Genomic DNA, 16,218 nt, shown 5'->3' on the forward strand with positions numbered 1-16,218 from the left:
AGCCCCAGAAGCCGCGCGGCATTGCCCTTGATGATGCCTTCGCGCAACTCCTCCTTGATGGCGATCTTCTCGAAATCCGCGAGCCAGCGTTCGGGCGTGATCATCGGCCAGTCAGAGCCGAAGAGAACCTTCTTCTTCAGGCTCGAGTTGCAGTATTTCACCAGGATCTCGGGGAAATACTTGGGCGACCAGCCCGACAGGTCGATATAGACATTGGGCTTGTGCTGCGCCACGGCCAGCGCCTCCTCCTGCCAGGGGAAGGAGGGATGGGCGAGGATGATCCTGAGGTCGGGAAAATCGACCGCCACATCGTCCATATACATCGGGTTGGAATATTTCAGCCGCATCCCGTTGCCGCCCGGCATGCCGCTGCCGACGCCAGTCTGCCCGGTGTGGAAAAGCGCGATGCCGCCTTCCTCCTCGATCGCCTCGTAAAGCGCATAGGCCATGCGGTCATTTGGGTAGAAGCCCTGCATCGTGGGGTGGAACTTGAAGCCCTTGATACCGAAATCGCGCATCAGGCGGCGCGCCTCGCGCACGCCCATCTTGCCCTTCCACGGGTCGATGGAGGCAAAGGGGATCAGCACGTCGCTGTTTTCGGCGGCCAGTTCTGCCACTTCCTCGTTCTTGTAGCGCCGGTAGCCGGTCTCGCGTTCCGCATCGACGGGGAAGATCACTGCGGCGATGTTTTGTTCGCGGTAATGCTGCGCGGTCTGGGGCACCGTGGGCGGATGCTGCCACGGCGCGCCGAAATAGCTGGCCATGGTGGCCTGAAGGTCGTCATAGCCGTCATCGGCATGGCAACCGCAGGGTTCCTCGGCATGGGTGTGGATGTCGATCGCGCGGATTTTGGTCAGGTCTACCATTGGCTTGGCCTTTTCAGATCGTGGTGACGCAAGCGTCGCTGTCCGCATATAGCCGGGCCAGCAGATCGGCCCGCCGGGTCAGCACCTTGCGGAAATTGAGGTTGCCCTTGGCGGTCATCTCGCCCTCGGGCATCGAGGGCGGCTCGGCCAGGACGATGGCGCGGGCGACGCGGGTGGAACTGCCGCTGACTTCACGGGCACGTTCGGCCAGGCGGCGGTGGATCTCGCCCAGAAGCATCGGGTCCGACAGCGCCCCGCCCTGCTCGGCATTCGAAAAGCCCTCGGCGCGCAGTTCGGCCATGTTGGGGAAGATCATGACGCCAATCTCGGTCCTGTCGGCCCCGGTGATCACCAGATCGGCAGCCAGCGGCGAGAGACAAGCGAGCATGTCGATCCGGAGCTGCGCCGCGCGCACCCAGGTGCCGGTCAGCAGCTTGAAATCCTCGGAAATCCGGCCATCGAACTTCATCCCCTTGTCGGCGTCACCAGGGTCCACGAAAACCATCGCATCGCCCGTCAGGAAGAAGCCTTCCTCGTCGAAGGCCTCTGCCGTCTTGTCGGGCGCCTCGTAATAGCCCGGCATAACGTTGGGGCCCTTGACCCGCACCTCGCAGCGCAGGTCGGCATCGGGCAGAAGCTTGATCTCGCTGCCCGGCAGCGGCACGCCGACAACGCCCGAGCGGTCGATCGGTTCGTGTTGCAGCATCACGGCGGGTGCGGTTTCGGTCAGGCCCCAGCTGGTGGTGATCAGCGGGACCTCGCCCTTGATCTCCATCGCCATCGCCTCGAAGCCCTGCCAGATTTCCTGCGGCAGTGACGCGCCGGCGTAGAACACGAGGTCGAGGTCTTCGAAGAAGCGGCGGCGCAGGGCGGCGTCTGCCTTCAGCGCCTTGAGCAGCATCCCGTAGCCCACGGGCACGTTGAAGCTGAGCGTCCCGGTCACGAGGCCAAGGTTTTCCACCGTCCGCTCGAAGAGCCCCGGAACCGGCTTGCCGTCGTCGATATAAAGCGTGCCGCCGCTCGCCAGCATCATGTTGAAGTTGTGCGAGCCGCCGAAGACGTGGTTCCAGGGCAGCCAGTCGACGATGCGCGGCGGGCGTTCGCCCAGGAAGGGCATGGCCGCGGCAAGCTGCGCCTGGTTCACGCACATCATGCCCTGGGTGGTCAGCACCCCCTTGGGCGAGGATGTGGAGCCCGAGGTCATCAGGATCTTGGCCACCGTGTCGGGCGTCACCGCGTCGAAGGCGGCGTCCAGATCGACCGAGCCATCGCCCTGAAGCAGCGTCTCGAACGCCGTCACGCCGGGGCGGCCATGGGGGTGGCTCGCCACGATCTCGATCCCGTCGAAACAGTCCAGGTCCAGCGCCTCGCCATATTGCTGGGCGTCGATCGTGTAGGCCATCGCCGGGCGCACCAGCTCGACCGCGTGGCGCAGGCGCCCATGGGCCCCGTGGATCAGCGAATACTGTTCGGCCACGGGCACCGTCGGGATGCCCGCATATTGCCCCGCCAGCGCCAGCAGCCCATGATCGACGCCGTTGCCCGACAGGATCAGGATGGGCGTATCGGCCCCCAGCCCCCGCGCCAGCAGGCTTGCGGCCAGCGCACGCACCTTTTGCAGGGCCGCGGCGTAGCTTTCGCTGCGCCAGCCCGCGCCAGAGCGTTCGGCCAGGAAGACCCGGTCGGGGGCCTCGCCCGCCCACCTATGCAGCCAGTCGCCGGTGCGCCGCACGACCGGGCCTAGCGGATGGGCGGATGCCAGCAGGATAGTGCCATCCTCACGGTCGGTGCGGATCACCTTGTGCGGCAGGAAAGTCTCGGTGCGTTTCATCGGGTCACTCCTCCGATCCCCGTGCCTGTATCCGGCGCAGAAGCGCGACCATGTCCTCGACCGCGCCGGGGGCCATGTCCGCGAAGAGCCGCTCCTCGTGCTTGCGCACCGCCGCCACGGCCTGCGCGCAGAGCTGACGGCCCGCCAGGGTCGGCACCAGCGCATAGGCGCGCCGGTCGGTTGGCACCTTTTCCCGCAGGATGAGGTCGCGGCGTTCCAGCTCGTCGACGATGACCACGAGGTTGGGCCGCTCGATATCCATCGCGGCCGCCAGCTGCGACTGGCGCAGGCCCGGATTGTCGACGATGAGCACCAGCGCCGAATAGGTGATCATGCGCAGGTTGAAGGGCTTGAGCGCGCGCAGGAGGTCTGCCTGCACCACGTTGAAGGCACGCTTCATGTGGTATCCGGCAAAGCTGCGCAGCGTCTCGTCGGACACGCTCTCGACCACCGGGGGCACGGATTTGGGATCTGGCCGGGCCATGCGCGTCACCCGAACCTGGGATCGCGTTTTTGCAGGAAGGCCTGCAAGCCCTCGATCGCATCGGGGCTGGTCTGGGTCAGCGCGGCGCAGAGGCTTTCGGTGAACAGCCCGTCGGCCTTGGCCATGTCCTCGATGCGGGAAATCGCCTGGATCATGATGTAGTTCGACAGGGGCGCGTTCGACGCGATCTGCCCGGCCAGCTTGCGCGCCAGAGCCATCGCCTCGCCCTCGCCCACGCTGTAATGCGTCAGGCCAAGCGCCAGCCCCTCCTCGGCCCCGTATTTGCGGCCGGTCAGCATCATCTCGACCATGCGGTCGGCGCCAAGGATGCGGCCCACCCGGACGGAGGCACCGCCGCCCACGTAGATGCCGCGCTTGCCTTCGGGAAGCTGGAAGATGGTGGAAGGTTCGGCAATGCGCACATGGGTCGAGGTGGCCAGTTCCAGCCCGCCCCCGATCACTGCGCCGAACATGGCAGACACCACCGGCAGCCCGCCATACTGGATCTTGTCCATGATCGCGTGCCAGCCGCGCGAATGGCGCATGGTGCCTTCCGCGTCGCGCTGTTGATGTTCCGACAGGTCGAGCCCGGAACAGTAGTGGCCTTCCACACCGGTCAGGATCACCACCTTCACCCCTTCGGGCGGATTGGAGAAGAAGGCGTCGATCGCGTTGAGCAGCTCGTCGCACATCGCGTTGCGCTTGCCGGGGCGGTTCATGGTGAGGGTGGCGATGCCGTCCTCGATCTCGATCTTCAGGATATCGGACATGGGGCGGACCTTCAGCGCGGGGGCAGCCGGACCGCGCCGTCAAGGCGGATCGTGGTGCCGTTCAGATAGGGGTTCTCGATGATCTGCGCGGCCATCAGCGCGTAGTCCTCGGGCTGGCCAAGGCGACCAGGGAAGGGGATGTTGGCGGTGATCTTCTGCGTCACCTCCTCGGGCAGCCCTTCCATCATCGGGGTGTGGAAGAGCCCCGGCGCAATCGCCATGACGCGGATGCCGCTTTGCGCGAATTCGCGCGCCGCTGGCAGGCACATCGACGCGATCGCCCCCTTGGAGGCCGCGTAGGCCGCCTGCCCCAACTGGCCGTCCTGCCAGGCAACCGAGGCCGTGTTGATGATGACGCCGCGTTCGCCGGTCCCGGTGGGGTCCAGCCCGGTCATCAGCCGCGCGGCGTGGCTCATCACGTTATAGGTGCCGAAAAGGTTGACGCGCAGGGTGCGTTCGAACACGTCGAAGGACATCTTGCCCTCACGCCCCACGATCCGGGCGGCAAGCCCCACGCCCGCGCAGTTGACCGCGATGCGCGCGGCCTGGCCGCAGGTGTCAGCCACCTGCTCTACCGCCGCGCCGACCGCGGCCTCGTCGCGGACATCGAGGGGGCAGGCCATGCCGCCGATCTCGGCGGCCACGGCCTCGGCCCGGGCCCCGTCATAATCGAGGATCGCGACCCGCGCGCCCAGCCCTGCAAGGTGGCGGGCGGTTGCCGCGCCCAGGCCCGACCCGCCCCCTGTGACGATGGCCACCTGATCCTGAATGCGCATGGGCGAATCCTCTCTTTCGTTTCATAATTGTTATGCCGCATAACTAATTGCGACGCAAGAACCCCCGGACCGGTTCGGGCCGGGGGGCTGGCGGCCGCCTAGAGCGGCAGAAGGAACAGCGTGATCGCCGGGAAGAGCACCAGGATCACCACGCGCACGAGGTCCGAGGTGACGAAGTAGAGAACCGCCTTGTAGGTCTCGACCATCGGTGTTTCCCGGTCCATCGCGTTGATGATGAAGAGGTTCATCCCAACCGGCGGCGTGATCAACCCCACTTCCACCACGATCAGCACCAGGATCCCGAACCAGATCGCGGTCATGGTCGTGGTCACGTCTTCCAGCTGGTATTCCGTCACCGGGCGCATGCCCAGTTCGCGGAAGTGATCGCGGGTCAGCTCGGTTCCCGCGGCCAGCATCTCCTGCGCCTGTCTTATCAGCTCTGGCGCAGCGTCCAGCCCGCCCGCGATCGCGGCATCCAGGCGCGCGCTTTGCAGGCTGATCATGTCCACCAGCCCGAAATCGAGCGCCGAGACCACCGGGAAGAAGATCGGGATCGTCAGCAGGATCATCGACAGCGAGTCCATCAGGCAGCCGAAGACGAGGTAGAAGACCAGGATCAGCGTCAGGATCATCCAGGGGCTGAAGCCCTGGTCCAGCACGAAGGCCGACAGCGTCTGCGGCACCTGGGTTAGCGCGAGGAATCCGTTATAGAGATGCGCGCCAAGCACGATGAAGAAGATCATCGCGGTGCCGATGGCCGTGGCAATGATGCTCTCCTTGAACACCTTCCAGGTCAGCGTGCCGTTGAAGAAGGCGATGACACCGGTGCCGGTCGCGCCCACGGCGGCGCCCTCGGTCGGCGTGAACCAGCCCAGGTAGATGCCGCCCACGACAAGACCGAACACCAGGATCACCGGCCAGACATCGACCATGTTGCGGATGCGCTCGGCCATCGGGACCGGGGGACGCGTGCCCGCCGCATCGGGGTTGATGCGCACGTAGATCGAGATCGTCAGGATATAGCCAAGGGCTGCCAGCACGCCGGGCACGATCGCGGCCAGGAAGAGCGAGGCGATGTTCTGCTCGGTCAGGATCGCGTAGATCACCAGGATGACCGAGGGCGGAATGAGAATGCCAAGCGTGCCCCCCGCCGCAAGCGTGGCGGTGGAAAAGCCGCCCGAATAGCCGTAGCGGCGCAGTTCGGGCAGCGCGACGCGCCCCATCGTGGCCGCCGTGGCAAGCGACGAGCCGCAGATCGCGCCGAAGCCCGCGCAGGCGCCGACCGAGGCCATGGCGACCCCGCCCCGGCGATGGCCGAGCCAGCTTTCGGCCGCCTTGAAGAGCGAGCTCGACATGCCCGACAGCGTGGCGAACTGCCCCATCAGCAGGAACATCGGCACGATCGACAGCGAGTAGCTGGAAAAGGTGGTGAAGGTTTCGGTCTTCAGGCGCGCCATGAACATGGCGCTGTCGCCCGTGGCCATCCACAGCCCCACGACGCCCGCCAGGAACATCGCCAGGCCAATCGGCATGCGCAGGAAGATCAGCAGAAGAAGGGCCGGGAAGGACCAGGCGCCAAGCTCGAACATCGTCAATGGACCGCCCCCCCGGAACCGGGCAGGATCGCGCGGCCGCTCACGGCCTCGATCACGCGCGCCACGGCGCAGTAGACGCCCACAAGCGAGGTCGCGACCGCCGCGACGAAGCTGGCGGCATAGGCCCACCAGACGGGATATTGCAGCAGGAACGAGGTCTGCCCGTTATTGTACTTGTCCATCGTGCCTTCAAAAAGCTGAACGGTGATGAGGATGAGAATGCCCGCCAGCACGACTTCCCACAGGGCTTGCAGGAAGCTGTTCACGCCCTTGGGCATGAGCGAGGTGAACACGTCCACCGCCGCGTGCCCGCCATAGAGCTGGCAGATCGGCAGGAAGCAGAAGATGACGAAGGCGATGCCGGATTCGACCACTTCGAAATCGCCCTCGATCGGGCCGACCCCGGTGCCGATCAGCCACTCGGCGAAGCCGCTGGCGATACCGTTCAGCCAGTCGGAATTGCCAAAGGTGTTGAGCCCCCGACCCAGGACGCTGACGAAGACCAGGATCACCAGGATCGTCAGGATCAAACCACCAAGAACGGCCATGCCACGGGCCAGCCGATCCACGAGATTGGGCATCTCTTCCCCCATCTGCTTTGGAAATGAAAAGGCCCCCGCCTGCCCGTCGGGGCGTGCGGGGGCCCGATCTTATCAGGCGCTGTATTCTGCGATCAGCGCGCGGGCCTCCGCCAGAAGGCCGGTGCCGTCCATACCGGCGGCATCCATCTCGGCAACCCAGGCGTCGATGGTGGGCTGAGCGGCTTCACGCCAGACCTGCACCTCTTCCTCGGACAGTTCGATGATGTTGTTGCCACGATCCATGGCCTGCTGAAGCGGGCCGGCATCGTATTCCTGCATGGTGGCCCCTGCCCATTCGGACACGTCCGCGCCCGAGTTGGCGTCGATCACGGCCTGCAGATCGGCCGGAAGCGCGTCGTAGGAGGCCTGGTTCATGCCGAAGATGAAGCTGGTGGTGTAGAGCGAGGCACCGGTGAACACGGTGTGGTTCTCCACCAGTTCCTGCACGCGCAGGATGCCCACGACTTCCCACGGAATCACGGTTGCGTCGACCACGCCGCGCGACAGCGCTTCGGGGATCGCCGGAACCGGCATGCCGACGGTGGTGGCGCCCAGGTTCGAGAACAGCTGGTTGGTCACGCGGGTGGGCGCGCGCAGCTTGACGCCGTTGAGATCGTCGGGCGTGCGGATCGGATCGGCCGAGTGGATGAGGCCCGGGCCATGGACCCACAGCGCGATCGGCTTGAACGCGGCAAAGTCGGCATCCATCATGTGACGCTCTGCCATGGTCCAGTAGGCGCGGCTGGTCGGGCCGGCGCTGGTCATCATGAAGGGCAGTTCGAAGACTTCGGTGCGCGGGAAGCGGCCCGGGGTGTAGCCGGCAACGGTCCAGACCACGTCTGCGATGCCGTCGATGGCCTGGTCGATCAGATCGGGGGGCGTGCCGCCGAGCTGCATGGAGGGGTAGCGTTCCACGGTGATGCGGCCGCCGGACTGTTCCTCGATGGCATCGGCCCAGGGGTCGAGCACATGGGCGGGCACGTTGGCCTGCGCGGGCAGGAACTGGTGCAGGCGCAGGGTGAATTCATTTGCGCGCGCTGCCTTGGGCAGAACGCTGGCGCCGATGACGGCGACACCGGCCGCGCCGGTGGACTTGATCAGGTTACGACGAGTTATGGTCATTGTCGGTTTCCTCCCTTTTGACCCGAGCGTAGCCGCATTCGGATGCGGTTACACATGATTCTCTGACGAAATGTCTTCCTCCGCCAATATAGGTATACAACATAACTATTCTTGTCGATACCTTTGCGAAAGCCCCGGATTGCCCCGGCCGCATTTCGTTTCAAATAAAACGACCAACCGTTCGGTAACCTAATTATCTGTCCCGCGCAACGCCTTTTCTACACGGCTCTTGCGTCAGGGCCGGGGATCAGCGCGAAAGCGCGCAGCAGGCAGGTGGGCAAGGCCGACGACCCTGCCTGCTGCTGGATGTCTGGATGAAGCCGGGATCGGGGCCGGCAAGGCGGCCCTCACCCTGCCCCTGTCCTCGATTGCCGGGGGCCTGGGGCGGGCCTACTCGGGCGCACCGATCGTCAGGCTGATGGGGGCGAGGCCCTCGATGCCGCCTGTCAGAACGTCCCCCTCCGAGACCGCCCCAACGCCCGCCGGCGTGCCCGTCATGATCACGTCGCCGGGGCCAAGGTGGTAGTAGTGCGAGAGGTCGGCCACGATCTCGGCCACACCATGAATCATGTCGGCAAGGACCGCGCCCTGGCGCGGCGCGCCGTTCACGTCGAGATGGATCCGCTGCGGGCCGATCGCCCCAACCTGCCCGGCCCGGGTCAGGGGAGCCAGCACCGCCGAGCCCTCGACATCCTTGCCCAGGTCCCAGGGGCGGCGCTTGTCCTTGGCCTTGCCCTGAAGGTCGCGCCGGGTCATGTCGAGCCCGCAGCCATAGGCGTAGATCGCCTGCGCGGCCTCGTCCGGCGCGGCACGGAAGACCTTCTGGCCCAGCACCAGGACCAGTTCCATCTCGTAGTGGAAGTCGGCGGTTCCCGGCGGATAGGGCAGCACCGCGCCGCTGGCCAGCACCGCATGGGGGTTCTTGGTGAAGTAGAACGGGGCCTCACGATCGACCTCGGCACCCATCTCGGCGGCATGGGCGGCATAGTTGCGGCCAACGCAGAAGATGCGATGCACGGGATATTCGGCGGCCTCTCCGATCACGGGGATGGATTGCACCTTGGGGGCGGGAAAGAGGTAATCGGTCATGCGCGTGGGTCCTCGGTCTGATGCCCCAAGGCAATGGCAGGAACGGCGGCAATGTCAAACAGGTCGTTCTGGACCTCGCCCCGAAAGCGCGCCATGACTTGAACACCCCCGACGATCGAGGCGACATGAGCGAGCCCAAGGCAAAATCCTGCTGTGCCCCGGCCCGGAGCGGCGAGGCCCCCTCCGCGCCGGCGCCGGCTGCGCCTGCCCCCGTCACCGGCACAGGCACCGGGGGCGACGGGGACGGACGTTCCACGGCCCTGACCGTTCCGGGGGGCAGCGCACTGGTGGGCACCGCCCGGCCCGGCCTGCCGATGGATGGCGAAAGCCCCCCGCGTCGCAAGAAGCTGCGGCCCTTCCTGATGGATGCCACCACCGTCACCAAGGCCCGCTTCGCCCGCTTCGTGGCCGATACCGGCTACGTGACCGAGGCCGAACGCTTCGGCAATTCCTTCGTCTTTTTCAGCTTCCTGCCCCCGGATGCCCCGCCGACACGGGGCGTGGTGGGCAGCGAGTGGTGGCGCATGGTCGATGGTGCCAGCTGGCGTATGCCGCACGGACCCGACCGGCCCGATGCCTATCACGACGATCACCCGGTGGTGCAGGTCAGCTGGAACGATGCCGTGGCCTTTGCGCAATGGGCCGGGGGACGCCTGCCCACCGAGGCGGAATGGGAACATGCCGCGCGCGGCGGCCTTGGCGACGTGCGCTTCCCCTGGGGGGACGAGGAGCCCGACGACACAAGCTTCCTGCCCTGCAATATCTGGCAGGGCAGTTTCCCGCATCACAACAGTGCCGCGGATGGCTACCTCGCAACCGCGCCCGCCCGGTCCTTCGCGCCGAACGGATTCGGGCTTTACAACATGGTGGGCAATGTCTGGGAATGGACGGCTGAGCCCTTCCGGGTGAAATCGCTCAAGCGCAGCAGCCAGGCCGCGCATCGGGGCAAGGAAGGGTTCAAGCTGCAAAAAGGCGGCTCTTTCCTGTGCCATATCTCCTATTGCTACCGGTATCGTATTGCCGCGCGGCACGGGAACGCGCCCGACAGCGCCACCCCGCACCAGGGATTCCGGCTGGTCTACGACGTCTGAAAAGGGCGTGAAAAATCTTCCGGAAGATTTTTCCGCCCGGCGCGCGCGCATTTGAAAAGTTTTCCGGAAAACTTTTCTCTGCGTCCCCGGAACGGCTCAGAAATCGAGGCCGAGATCGAGCGTCTGCGCCGAATGGGTGAGCGCCCCGGACGAGATATAATCCACCCCGGTCGCGGCGACCTCGGCGATGCGATCCAGCCGCATGTTGCCGGAGGCTTCAAGGATCACGCGCCGCGCCGCGATCCCAACGGCCTCTTCCAGCGTCGGCGTGTCCATGTTGTCGAGCAGCACCACGTCCGCGCCGCCCACTTCCAGCACCTCGGCCAACTGGTCGAGCGTATCGACCTCGATCTCGACGCGCATCATGTGGCTTGCCGTGGCCCTGGCCGCCTCCAGCACCGCGCGCACGCCGCCTGCGGCCGCGATGTGGTTGTCTTTGATCAGGATCGCGTCCGACAGGCTGAAGCGATGGTTGAAGCCGCCCCCGTGCAGCACCGCCTGTTTCTCGACGATCCTCAGACCCGGCGTGGTCTTGCGGGTGCAGGTGATGCGGGTCTGCGTTCCGACGGTTTCCGCGACGAAGGCGGCGGTCAGCGTTGCGATGCCCGACAGGCGGCCCGCGAAGTTGAGTGCCACGCGCTCGCCCGACAGGATCGAGGCCGCGCTGCCCCTGATCGTCATCAGCGTGTCGCCGGGGGCGCAGGGCGACCCGTCGGGTCGCAGCACCGTCGCCTCCAGCGTCGGATCGACGAGCCGGAAGGCCAGCCGCGCGATCTGCATGCCCGAAACCACCCCCGCCGCGCGCGCGTTCAGCCGGGCGTCATAGGTCACGCCCGCCGGGATCACGGCGCGCGTGGTCACGTCGCCATAGGTGCCCAGGTCCTCCATCAAAGCCGCGCGCACCAGCGGTTCCAGGATCAGGTCGGGAAGCTCGGCATGGGACATCATTGGGCCTCGTTCAGAACGGACATGCGCAGCGCCAGCGCCTCCGAGAGATGGAGAAGGGTGCGATGGGCCATCGCGGGATTCGGGTCCGGGAAATCGTCGCGCCAATGCCCACCCCGGCTTTCCTCGCGGGCGAGGGCTGCGGCGGCAATCAGGGTCGCGGTGGCGGTCATGTTGAGAAAGCTCGGGTCATCGGCATGGGCGGCCTCGAGCCGGGCAATCGTCCGCAGGGCCGTTTCGAGACCCTCGGCGGTGCGTCGCACGCCCACGTGATCGGTCATCGTCCGGCGCAGTTCGGCCACCGCCTCGGGGTCGGGGTCCTGACCGCCTTCCGGGAAGGCGACCGGGACCGGGGCGGCCTCGGCCAGGGGCACGGTCGTAGCGATGTCGGCGGCCGCGTTGCGGGCATAGACCAGCGCCTCCAGAAGCCCGTTCGAGGCCAGCCGGTTGGCGCCGTGCAGGCCGGTGGAGGACGCCTCGCCGCAGACCCAGAGATTGCGCAGGCTGCTGCGCCCGGCCTGATCGGCGGCGATCCCGCCCATGTGGTAATGGGCGGCCACCGCTACCGGGATTGGCGCGTTCACCGGGTCGATCCCGGCCCGCGCGCAGGTTTCGGCCACGGAGGGAAACTGTGTCAGAACCTCGGCCCCGAGGGCTGCGCGCGTGTCCAGCATGGGGCGGTTGCCCGCCTGCGTTTCGGCAAAGATCGCGCGGGCCACGATATCGCGCGGGGCAAGCTCGGCATCGGGATGCACGTCCAGCATGAAGCGCGTGCCGTGGCGGTTGATGAGCGTCGCCCCTTCGCCGCGCAGGGCCTCGGTCGCGAGCGGCGCGGGATCTTCGCCGATATCGAAGCTGGTGGGGTGGAACTGCACGAATTCCGGGTCTGCCATCTGCGCCCCTGCCCGCGCGGCCATGCCGATCACCTGGCCCCGGATGCGCGGCGGGTTCGTGGTATGCGCATAGAGCCCGCCGGACCCTCCGCCAGCCAGCAGCACGGCGGGGGCTTCGATCAATACCTCGCCCGAGGGCGCGCGCGACGAGGCGATCCAGACACCGGTGACGCGGTCGCCGTCGGTTTCCAACCTGGTCGCCAGCGCCCCTTCGATCACCTGCGCCGAGGGCGTAGCCCTGAGCGCGGCAATCAGCGTTTCCATGATCTGCCTGCCTGCCTGGTCGCCCTGCACCCGCACCACGCGGGCGGCGGAATGGGCGGCCTCGCGGCTCATGACGTAGCCGCCCTCGGCATCGCGGTCGAAGGGGGTGCCGAGGCTGGTCAGATCGAGGATGTGATCGCGTGCGACGCGGGTCACCATCGCGGCCACGTCTGCATCGACCGTCCCTGCCCCGGCGCTGACCGTATCGGCGGCATGGGCCTCGGGGCTGTCGCTGGCCGCCATGGCGGCGGCGACACCGCCCTGTGCCCATGCCGAGCTGGCCCCGTCACCCAAAGCCTCGGGCGAAATCATCAGGACCGGGCGCGGCGCAAGTTCCAGCGCGGCGTAGAGCGCGCCGAGGCCGGCACCCACGATGACGATGCGCTCGGTCCGGATCACCTGTGTCAGATCCCCAGTTCGCGGGAGAGGTCGATCATGCGCTGCACCGCAAGGCGCGCTTTCACGGCGATCTCCTCGTCCACATGCACCTCGGGCGACATGCTGTGCAGCGACCACAGCACCTTTTCCAGCGTGATCTTCTTCATGTAGGGGCACATGTTGCAGGGACCGACGAACTCCACCTCTGGCAGGGCATCGGCGATGTTCGACGCCATCGAGCATTCCGTCAGCAGCATCGCGTGTTCGGGTTTTTCACGGGCGACGTAGTCGATGATGCCCTTGGTCGAGCCCGAGAAATCGGAGGCATCGACCACCGAGGGCGGGCATTCGGGATGGGCGATGATGCGGGTGCCGGGGTTCCATTCGCGGAAGTCCTTGATGTCTTCCGCGGTGAACTGTTCGTGCACGATGCAGGAGCCTTCCCACCAGACCACGTTCTTTTGCGGCACGTCGCGGGCGACGTTCTGGGCCAGATACTGGTCGGGGGTCATGATGATCGTATCGGCGTCCAGAGCCGCCACGATCTGCGCGGCATTGGAAGACGTGCAGCAGATGTCGGAGGCGGCTTTCACCTCGGCCGTGGTGTTCACGTAGGACACAACCGGCGCGCCGGGATATTTCGCGCGCATTTCCGCGATGCCTGCGGCGGTGATCGATTCCGCCAGGGAACAGCCCGCCTCCATGTCCGGCATCAGCACGCGCTTTTCGGGGCTGAGGATCTTCGACGTCTCGGCCATGAAATGCACGCCGCATTGCACGATCACCTCGGCATCGGTGCGCTGCGCTTCCATCGCCAGTTGCAGGCTGTCGCCCACGAAATCGGAAATCCCGTGGTAGATGTCCGGCGTCATGTAATTATGTGCCAGGATAACGGCGTTGCGTTCCCGCTTGAGCTTGTTGATCGCGGCCACGTAGGGCGCATGCCGCACCCAGTCCACCGGGGTGACCACGCGGTCCATCCGGGCATAGATGGGGGCCAGTTCCTCGGCCAGGTCGGGGTTCGGTGCGAGGTCATAGGCCAGGGCCAGTTCCTCGCGCATGGTAGCAATATCGAACATTCTGCCCCTTCAGGTAACAAGCACATGACGGTTCGGCTGGCGCCTTCTGTCATGACGTGTGGGCAGCTTCAAGCCATTGCAAGGTCGCAAGGGGGCAACCCCCTGCGCTGTAAGGAAAATTAGGGTTCCGATCGGCGTCGGAAATGTCAGATCCTGCGCGCGGCTGCCAGCACGAGATCGTCGAGCCCCTTGCCGCCCTCGGCGATATGGGCCTGGAGCTTGTCGCGCATGCGCGGTTCCCAGAAATCGCGGATATGGCCTGCCACGCGCTCGGCCTGGTCGTCGCCCGGCTGGGTCTTGAAGAAGGTGGCGATCTGGTTGGCCATGGTGACCATTTTATCGGGCGACATCTGGCGTCTCCGTCGTGATGCGATGCGGATGAGAATAAAGGTCGAAGCCGCCGCCGCGCGCGAAGGCAGCCACGGTGATGCCTGCCTGATCGGCGAGGCGAAGGGCATGGGCGGTGGGGGCCGAAACCGCGATCAGCACCGGGCACCCGGCCATGGCGGATTTCTGCACCAGTTCGACCGACACGCGGCTGGTCAGCACGAAAGCCCCGCCTGCCGGGTCGATCCCTTGCAGGGCCAGCGCACCGATGAGCTTGTCGAGCGCGTTGTGACGCCCCACATCCTCGCGCGCGAGGACGATCCCCTGCCCCGGAACGAGAAAGCCTGCCGCATGCACGGCGTGGGTCTGGTCATGCAGGGGCTGCAGCGCGCGCAGCGCGTCCGTGGCACCGGCCACCTCGCAGACGGAAAGGCGCGGCTCGGCGGTGACGACGGGAAGCGCGCGGGTGGCCTCCTCAAGGCTGTCGATCCCGCACAGGCCGCAGCCCACCGGGCCCATCATCTTGCGCCGCCGGGTCTCCAGTGCCTTCGCGCGGTCGCCGGTCAGCCAGAAGCGGGCCTCGATCCCGGCCTCGTGCTCGACCATCTCGAAGCTTTCGACCTGGTCGAGCGTCTCGATGAAGCCCTCGGACAAGGCAAAGCCATGCGCGAAATCGGCAATATCGCCGGGGCTGGCCATCATCACGGCCTGGGTGGTGCCGTCAAACACCACCGCGACCGGCACCTCTTCGGGCAGGTTGCGCCGAACGGACAATTGCCCGTCCGACTGCACCGAGAGGCCCGGCAGGGACCGTGACAGGGGCCGCGCCACCGGGCTTACTCCGCCGCCGGCAGGATGCGGCGCGATTGAGCCGCCTGCGCATTGTAGTCTTCCTGCCATTCCGACGGCCCGTTCGAAGGCGCAACCTGCACCGCCGTCACCTTGTATTCCGGGCAATTGGTGGCCCAGTCCGAGAAATCGGTGGTGATGACGTTGGCCTGCGTGTCGGGGTGATGGAAGGTTGTGTAGACCACGCCCGGGCTGACCCGGTCGGTGATCTTCGCGCGCAGGGTCGTTTCTCCCGACCGCGAGGCCAGGCGCACCCAGTCGCCATCCTTGAGGCCGCGGTTTTCCGCGTCATGGGGATGGATTTCCAACACGTCCTCGTCGTGCCAGACCACGTTTTCCGTGCGCCGCGTCTGCGCGCCCACGTTATACTGGGACAGGATGCGCCCGGTGGTCAGCAGAAGCGGGAAGCGCGGTCCGGTCTTTTCATCGGTCGCCACGTATTCGGTGACGATGAACCGCCCCTTGCCGCGCACGAAGCCATCGACATGCATCAGCGGCGTGCCCTCGGGCGCGCTGTCATTGCAGGGCCACTGCACCGAGCCGCGTTCCTCCAGCATGTCATAGGTCACATTGGCGAAACCGGGGGTGGTGGCCGCGATCTCTTCCATGATCTGGGAGGGATGGGTGTAGTGCCAGCCCGCCCCCATGGCATTGGCCAGCATCTGGGTCACTTCCCAGTCGGCATAGCCATTGCGCGGCGCCATAACCTTGCGCACGCGGTTGATCCGGCGCTCGGCATTTGTGAAGGTCCCGTCCTTTTCGAGGAAGGTCGATCCGGGCAGGAACACATGGGCGTAATTCGCGGTCTCGTTGAGGAAGAGATCGTGCACGATCACGCATTCCATCGCGGCAAGGCCCGCCGCCACATGTTTCGTATCCGGGTCCGATTGCAGGATGTCCTCGCCCTGGCAGTAGAGCCCCTTGAAGGTGCCATCGACGGCAGCGTCCAGCATGTTGGGGATGCGCAGGCCGGGTTCGGGGTCGATCTCGACGCCCCAGGCCTTCTCGAAGATCTCGCGCACCTCGGGCATCTTCACATGGCGGTAGCCCGGCAGTTCATGCGGGAAGCTGCCCATGTCGCAGGAGCCTTGCACGTTGTTCTGACCGCGCAGCGGGTTCACGCCAACGCCCTTGCGACCGATATTGCCGGTCAGCATGGCGAGGTTGGCGATACCCATCACGGTGGTGGAGCCCTGGCTGTGTTCGGTCACACCCAGACCATAGTAGATCGCGCCATTGCCACCGGTGGCGAAGAGACGCGCGGCCTTGCGCAACTCC

The 16,218-nt window shown here is 66.2% G+C and carries 16 protein-coding genes; 1 reads left to right on the plus strand and 15 read right to left on the minus strand.

Annotation, left to right across the window (positions count from 1 at the left end):
* From ACEQXV_RS08505 to ACEQXV_RS08545, 9 genes are all read right to left on the minus strand, one after another.
* Positions 1–866: amidohydrolase family protein (locus ACEQXV_RS08505; RefSeq protein WP_370268738.1), on the minus strand; the 866-nt coding region annotated here is incomplete at its 3' end.
* Between the two features lie 13 nt (positions 867–879).
* Positions 880–2,697 (minus strand): feruloyl-CoA synthase, encoded by a 1,818-nt coding sequence (locus ACEQXV_RS08510; protein ID WP_370268740.1) that lies wholly within the window; start codon positions 2,695–2,697, stop codon positions 880–882.
* 4 nt (positions 2,698–2,701) lie between these two features.
* The gene (locus ACEQXV_RS08515) at positions 2,702–3,181 is read right to left on the minus strand and encodes a MarR family winged helix-turn-helix transcriptional regulator (protein ID WP_370252376.1); all 480 of its coding nucleotides are present in this window, start codon (positions 3,179–3,181) and stop codon (positions 2,702–2,704) included.
* Between the two features lie 5 nt (positions 3,182–3,186).
* Positions 3,187–3,951 (minus strand): crotonase/enoyl-CoA hydratase family protein, encoded by a 765-nt coding sequence (locus tag ACEQXV_RS08520; RefSeq protein WP_370268742.1) that lies wholly within the window; start codon positions 3,949–3,951, stop codon positions 3,187–3,189.
* 11 nt (positions 3,952–3,962) lie between these two features.
* The gene (locus ACEQXV_RS08525; RefSeq protein WP_370268743.1) at positions 3,963–4,727 is read right to left on the minus strand and encodes an SDR family NAD(P)-dependent oxidoreductase; all 765 of its coding nucleotides are present in this window, start codon (positions 4,725–4,727) and stop codon (positions 3,963–3,965) included.
* A gap of 98 nt (positions 4,728–4,825) precedes the next feature.
* Complete coding sequence (locus ACEQXV_RS08530; protein WP_370252380.1) at positions 4,826–6,316, minus strand: TRAP transporter large permease; 1,491 nt, start codon at positions 6,314–6,316, stop codon at positions 4,826–4,828.
* A 2-nt stretch (positions 6,317–6,318) separates the two neighbouring features.
* Positions 6,319–6,903, minus strand: coding sequence for a TRAP transporter small permease (locus tag ACEQXV_RS08535; RefSeq protein ID WP_370268745.1), 585 nt, complete (start codon positions 6,901–6,903; stop codon positions 6,319–6,321).
* Between the two features lie 72 nt (positions 6,904–6,975).
* Positions 6,976–8,025, minus strand: coding sequence for a TRAP transporter substrate-binding protein (locus ACEQXV_RS08540; RefSeq protein WP_370252383.1), 1,050 nt, complete (start codon positions 8,023–8,025; stop codon positions 6,976–6,978).
* 390 nt (positions 8,026–8,415) lie between these two features.
* Positions 8,416–9,114, minus strand: a complete 699-nt coding sequence (locus ACEQXV_RS08545) for a fumarylacetoacetate hydrolase family protein (RefSeq protein WP_370268747.1) — start codon at positions 9,112–9,114, stop codon at positions 8,416–8,418.
* A 125-nt stretch (positions 9,115–9,239) separates the two neighbouring features.
* Between ACEQXV_RS08545 and ACEQXV_RS08550 the strand changes: the two genes are divergently transcribed.
* A complete protein-coding gene (locus ACEQXV_RS08550) occupies positions 9,240–10,205 on the plus strand; it encodes a formylglycine-generating enzyme family protein (protein WP_370268749.1) in 966 nt (321 codons plus the stop codon).
* 96 nt (positions 10,206–10,301) lie between these two features.
* Here ACEQXV_RS08550 and nadC read toward each other — a convergent pair whose 3' ends face one another.
* The 6 genes from nadC to ACEQXV_RS08580 form a co-directional block, all read right to left on the minus strand.
* Positions 10,302–11,153, minus strand: a complete 852-nt coding sequence (gene nadC, locus ACEQXV_RS08555) for a carboxylating nicotinate-nucleotide diphosphorylase (RefSeq protein WP_370268751.1) — start codon at positions 11,151–11,153, stop codon at positions 10,302–10,304.
* Positions 11,150–12,706: an L-aspartate oxidase gene (locus tag ACEQXV_RS08560; RefSeq protein WP_370268753.1), complete on the minus strand. Its 1,557-nt coding sequence runs from the start codon at positions 12,704–12,706 to the stop codon at positions 11,150–11,152. Before ACEQXV_RS08560 ends, nadC begins: the two co-directional genes overlap by 4 nt.
* A gap of 5 nt (positions 12,707–12,711) precedes the next feature.
* On the minus strand, positions 12,712–13,764 hold the full coding sequence (gene nadA / locus ACEQXV_RS08565) for a quinolinate synthase NadA (RefSeq protein ID WP_370268754.1): 1,053 nt from the start codon (positions 13,762–13,764) through the stop codon (positions 12,712–12,714).
* A 146-nt stretch (positions 13,765–13,910) separates the two neighbouring features.
* Complete coding sequence (locus tag ACEQXV_RS08570) at positions 13,911–14,114, minus strand: formate dehydrogenase subunit delta (RefSeq protein ID WP_370251392.1); 204 nt, start codon at positions 14,112–14,114, stop codon at positions 13,911–13,913.
* Positions 14,101–14,922, minus strand: a complete 822-nt coding sequence (gene fdhD, locus ACEQXV_RS08575; RefSeq protein ID WP_370268756.1) for a formate dehydrogenase accessory sulfurtransferase FdhD — start codon at positions 14,920–14,922, stop codon at positions 14,101–14,103. The genes ACEQXV_RS08570 and fdhD overlap by 14 nt, the downstream gene beginning before the upstream one ends.
* 5 nt (positions 14,923–14,927) lie before the next feature.
* Positions 14,928–16,218, minus strand: a 1,291-nt coding sequence (locus ACEQXV_RS08580) for a molybdopterin dinucleotide binding domain-containing protein (RefSeq protein ID WP_370268757.1), incomplete at its 5' end; no start/stop codon positions are given.

This window comes from Nioella sp. (assembly GCF_964229645.1).
Classification (GTDB): Bacteria; Pseudomonadota; Alphaproteobacteria; order Rhodobacterales; family Rhodobacteraceae; genus Nioella.

Bases quoted from the DNA above. Each gene is read 5' to 3' on its own strand.
- nadA (WP_370268754.1), bottom strand. From the start codon at position 13,764: ATGTTCGATATTGCTACCATGCGCGAGGAACTGGCCCTGGCCTATGAC.
- ACEQXV_RS08545 (WP_370268747.1), bottom strand. From the start codon at position 9,114: ATGACCGATTACCTCTTTCCCGCCCCCAAGGTGCAATCCATCCCCGTG.
- ACEQXV_RS08550 (WP_370268749.1), top strand. From the start codon at position 9,240: ATGAGCGAGCCCAAGGCAAAATCCTGCTGTGCCCCGGCCCGGAGCGGC.
- ACEQXV_RS08510 (WP_370268740.1), bottom strand. From the start codon at position 2,697: ATGAAACGCACCGAGACTTTCCTGCCGCACAAGGTGATCCGCACCGAC.
- nadC (WP_370268751.1), bottom strand. From the start codon at position 11,153: ATGATGTCCCATGCCGAGCTTCCCGACCTGATCCTGGAACCGCTGGTG.
- ACEQXV_RS08520 (WP_370268742.1), bottom strand. From the start codon at position 3,951: ATGTCCGATATCCTGAAGATCGAGATCGAGGACGGCATCGCCACCCTC.
- ACEQXV_RS08535 (WP_370268745.1), bottom strand. From the start codon at position 6,903: ATGCCCAATCTCGTGGATCGGCTGGCCCGTGGCATGGCCGTTCTTGGT.
- ACEQXV_RS08540 (WP_370252383.1), bottom strand. From the start codon at position 8,025: ATGACCATAACTCGTCGTAACCTGATCAAGTCCACCGGCGCGGCCGGT.
- ACEQXV_RS08525 (WP_370268743.1), bottom strand. From the start codon at position 4,727: ATGCGCATTCAGGATCAGGTGGCCATCGTCACAGGGGGCGGGTCGGGC.
- ACEQXV_RS08515 (WP_370252376.1), bottom strand. From the start codon at position 3,181: ATGGCCCGGCCAGATCCCAAATCCGTGCCCCCGGTGGTCGAGAGCGTG.
- ACEQXV_RS08530 (WP_370252380.1), bottom strand. From the start codon at position 6,316: ATGTTCGAGCTTGGCGCCTGGTCCTTCCCGGCCCTTCTTCTGCTGATC.
- ACEQXV_RS08570 (WP_370251392.1), bottom strand. From the start codon at position 14,114: ATGTCGCCCGATAAAATGGTCACCATGGCCAACCAGATCGCCACCTTC.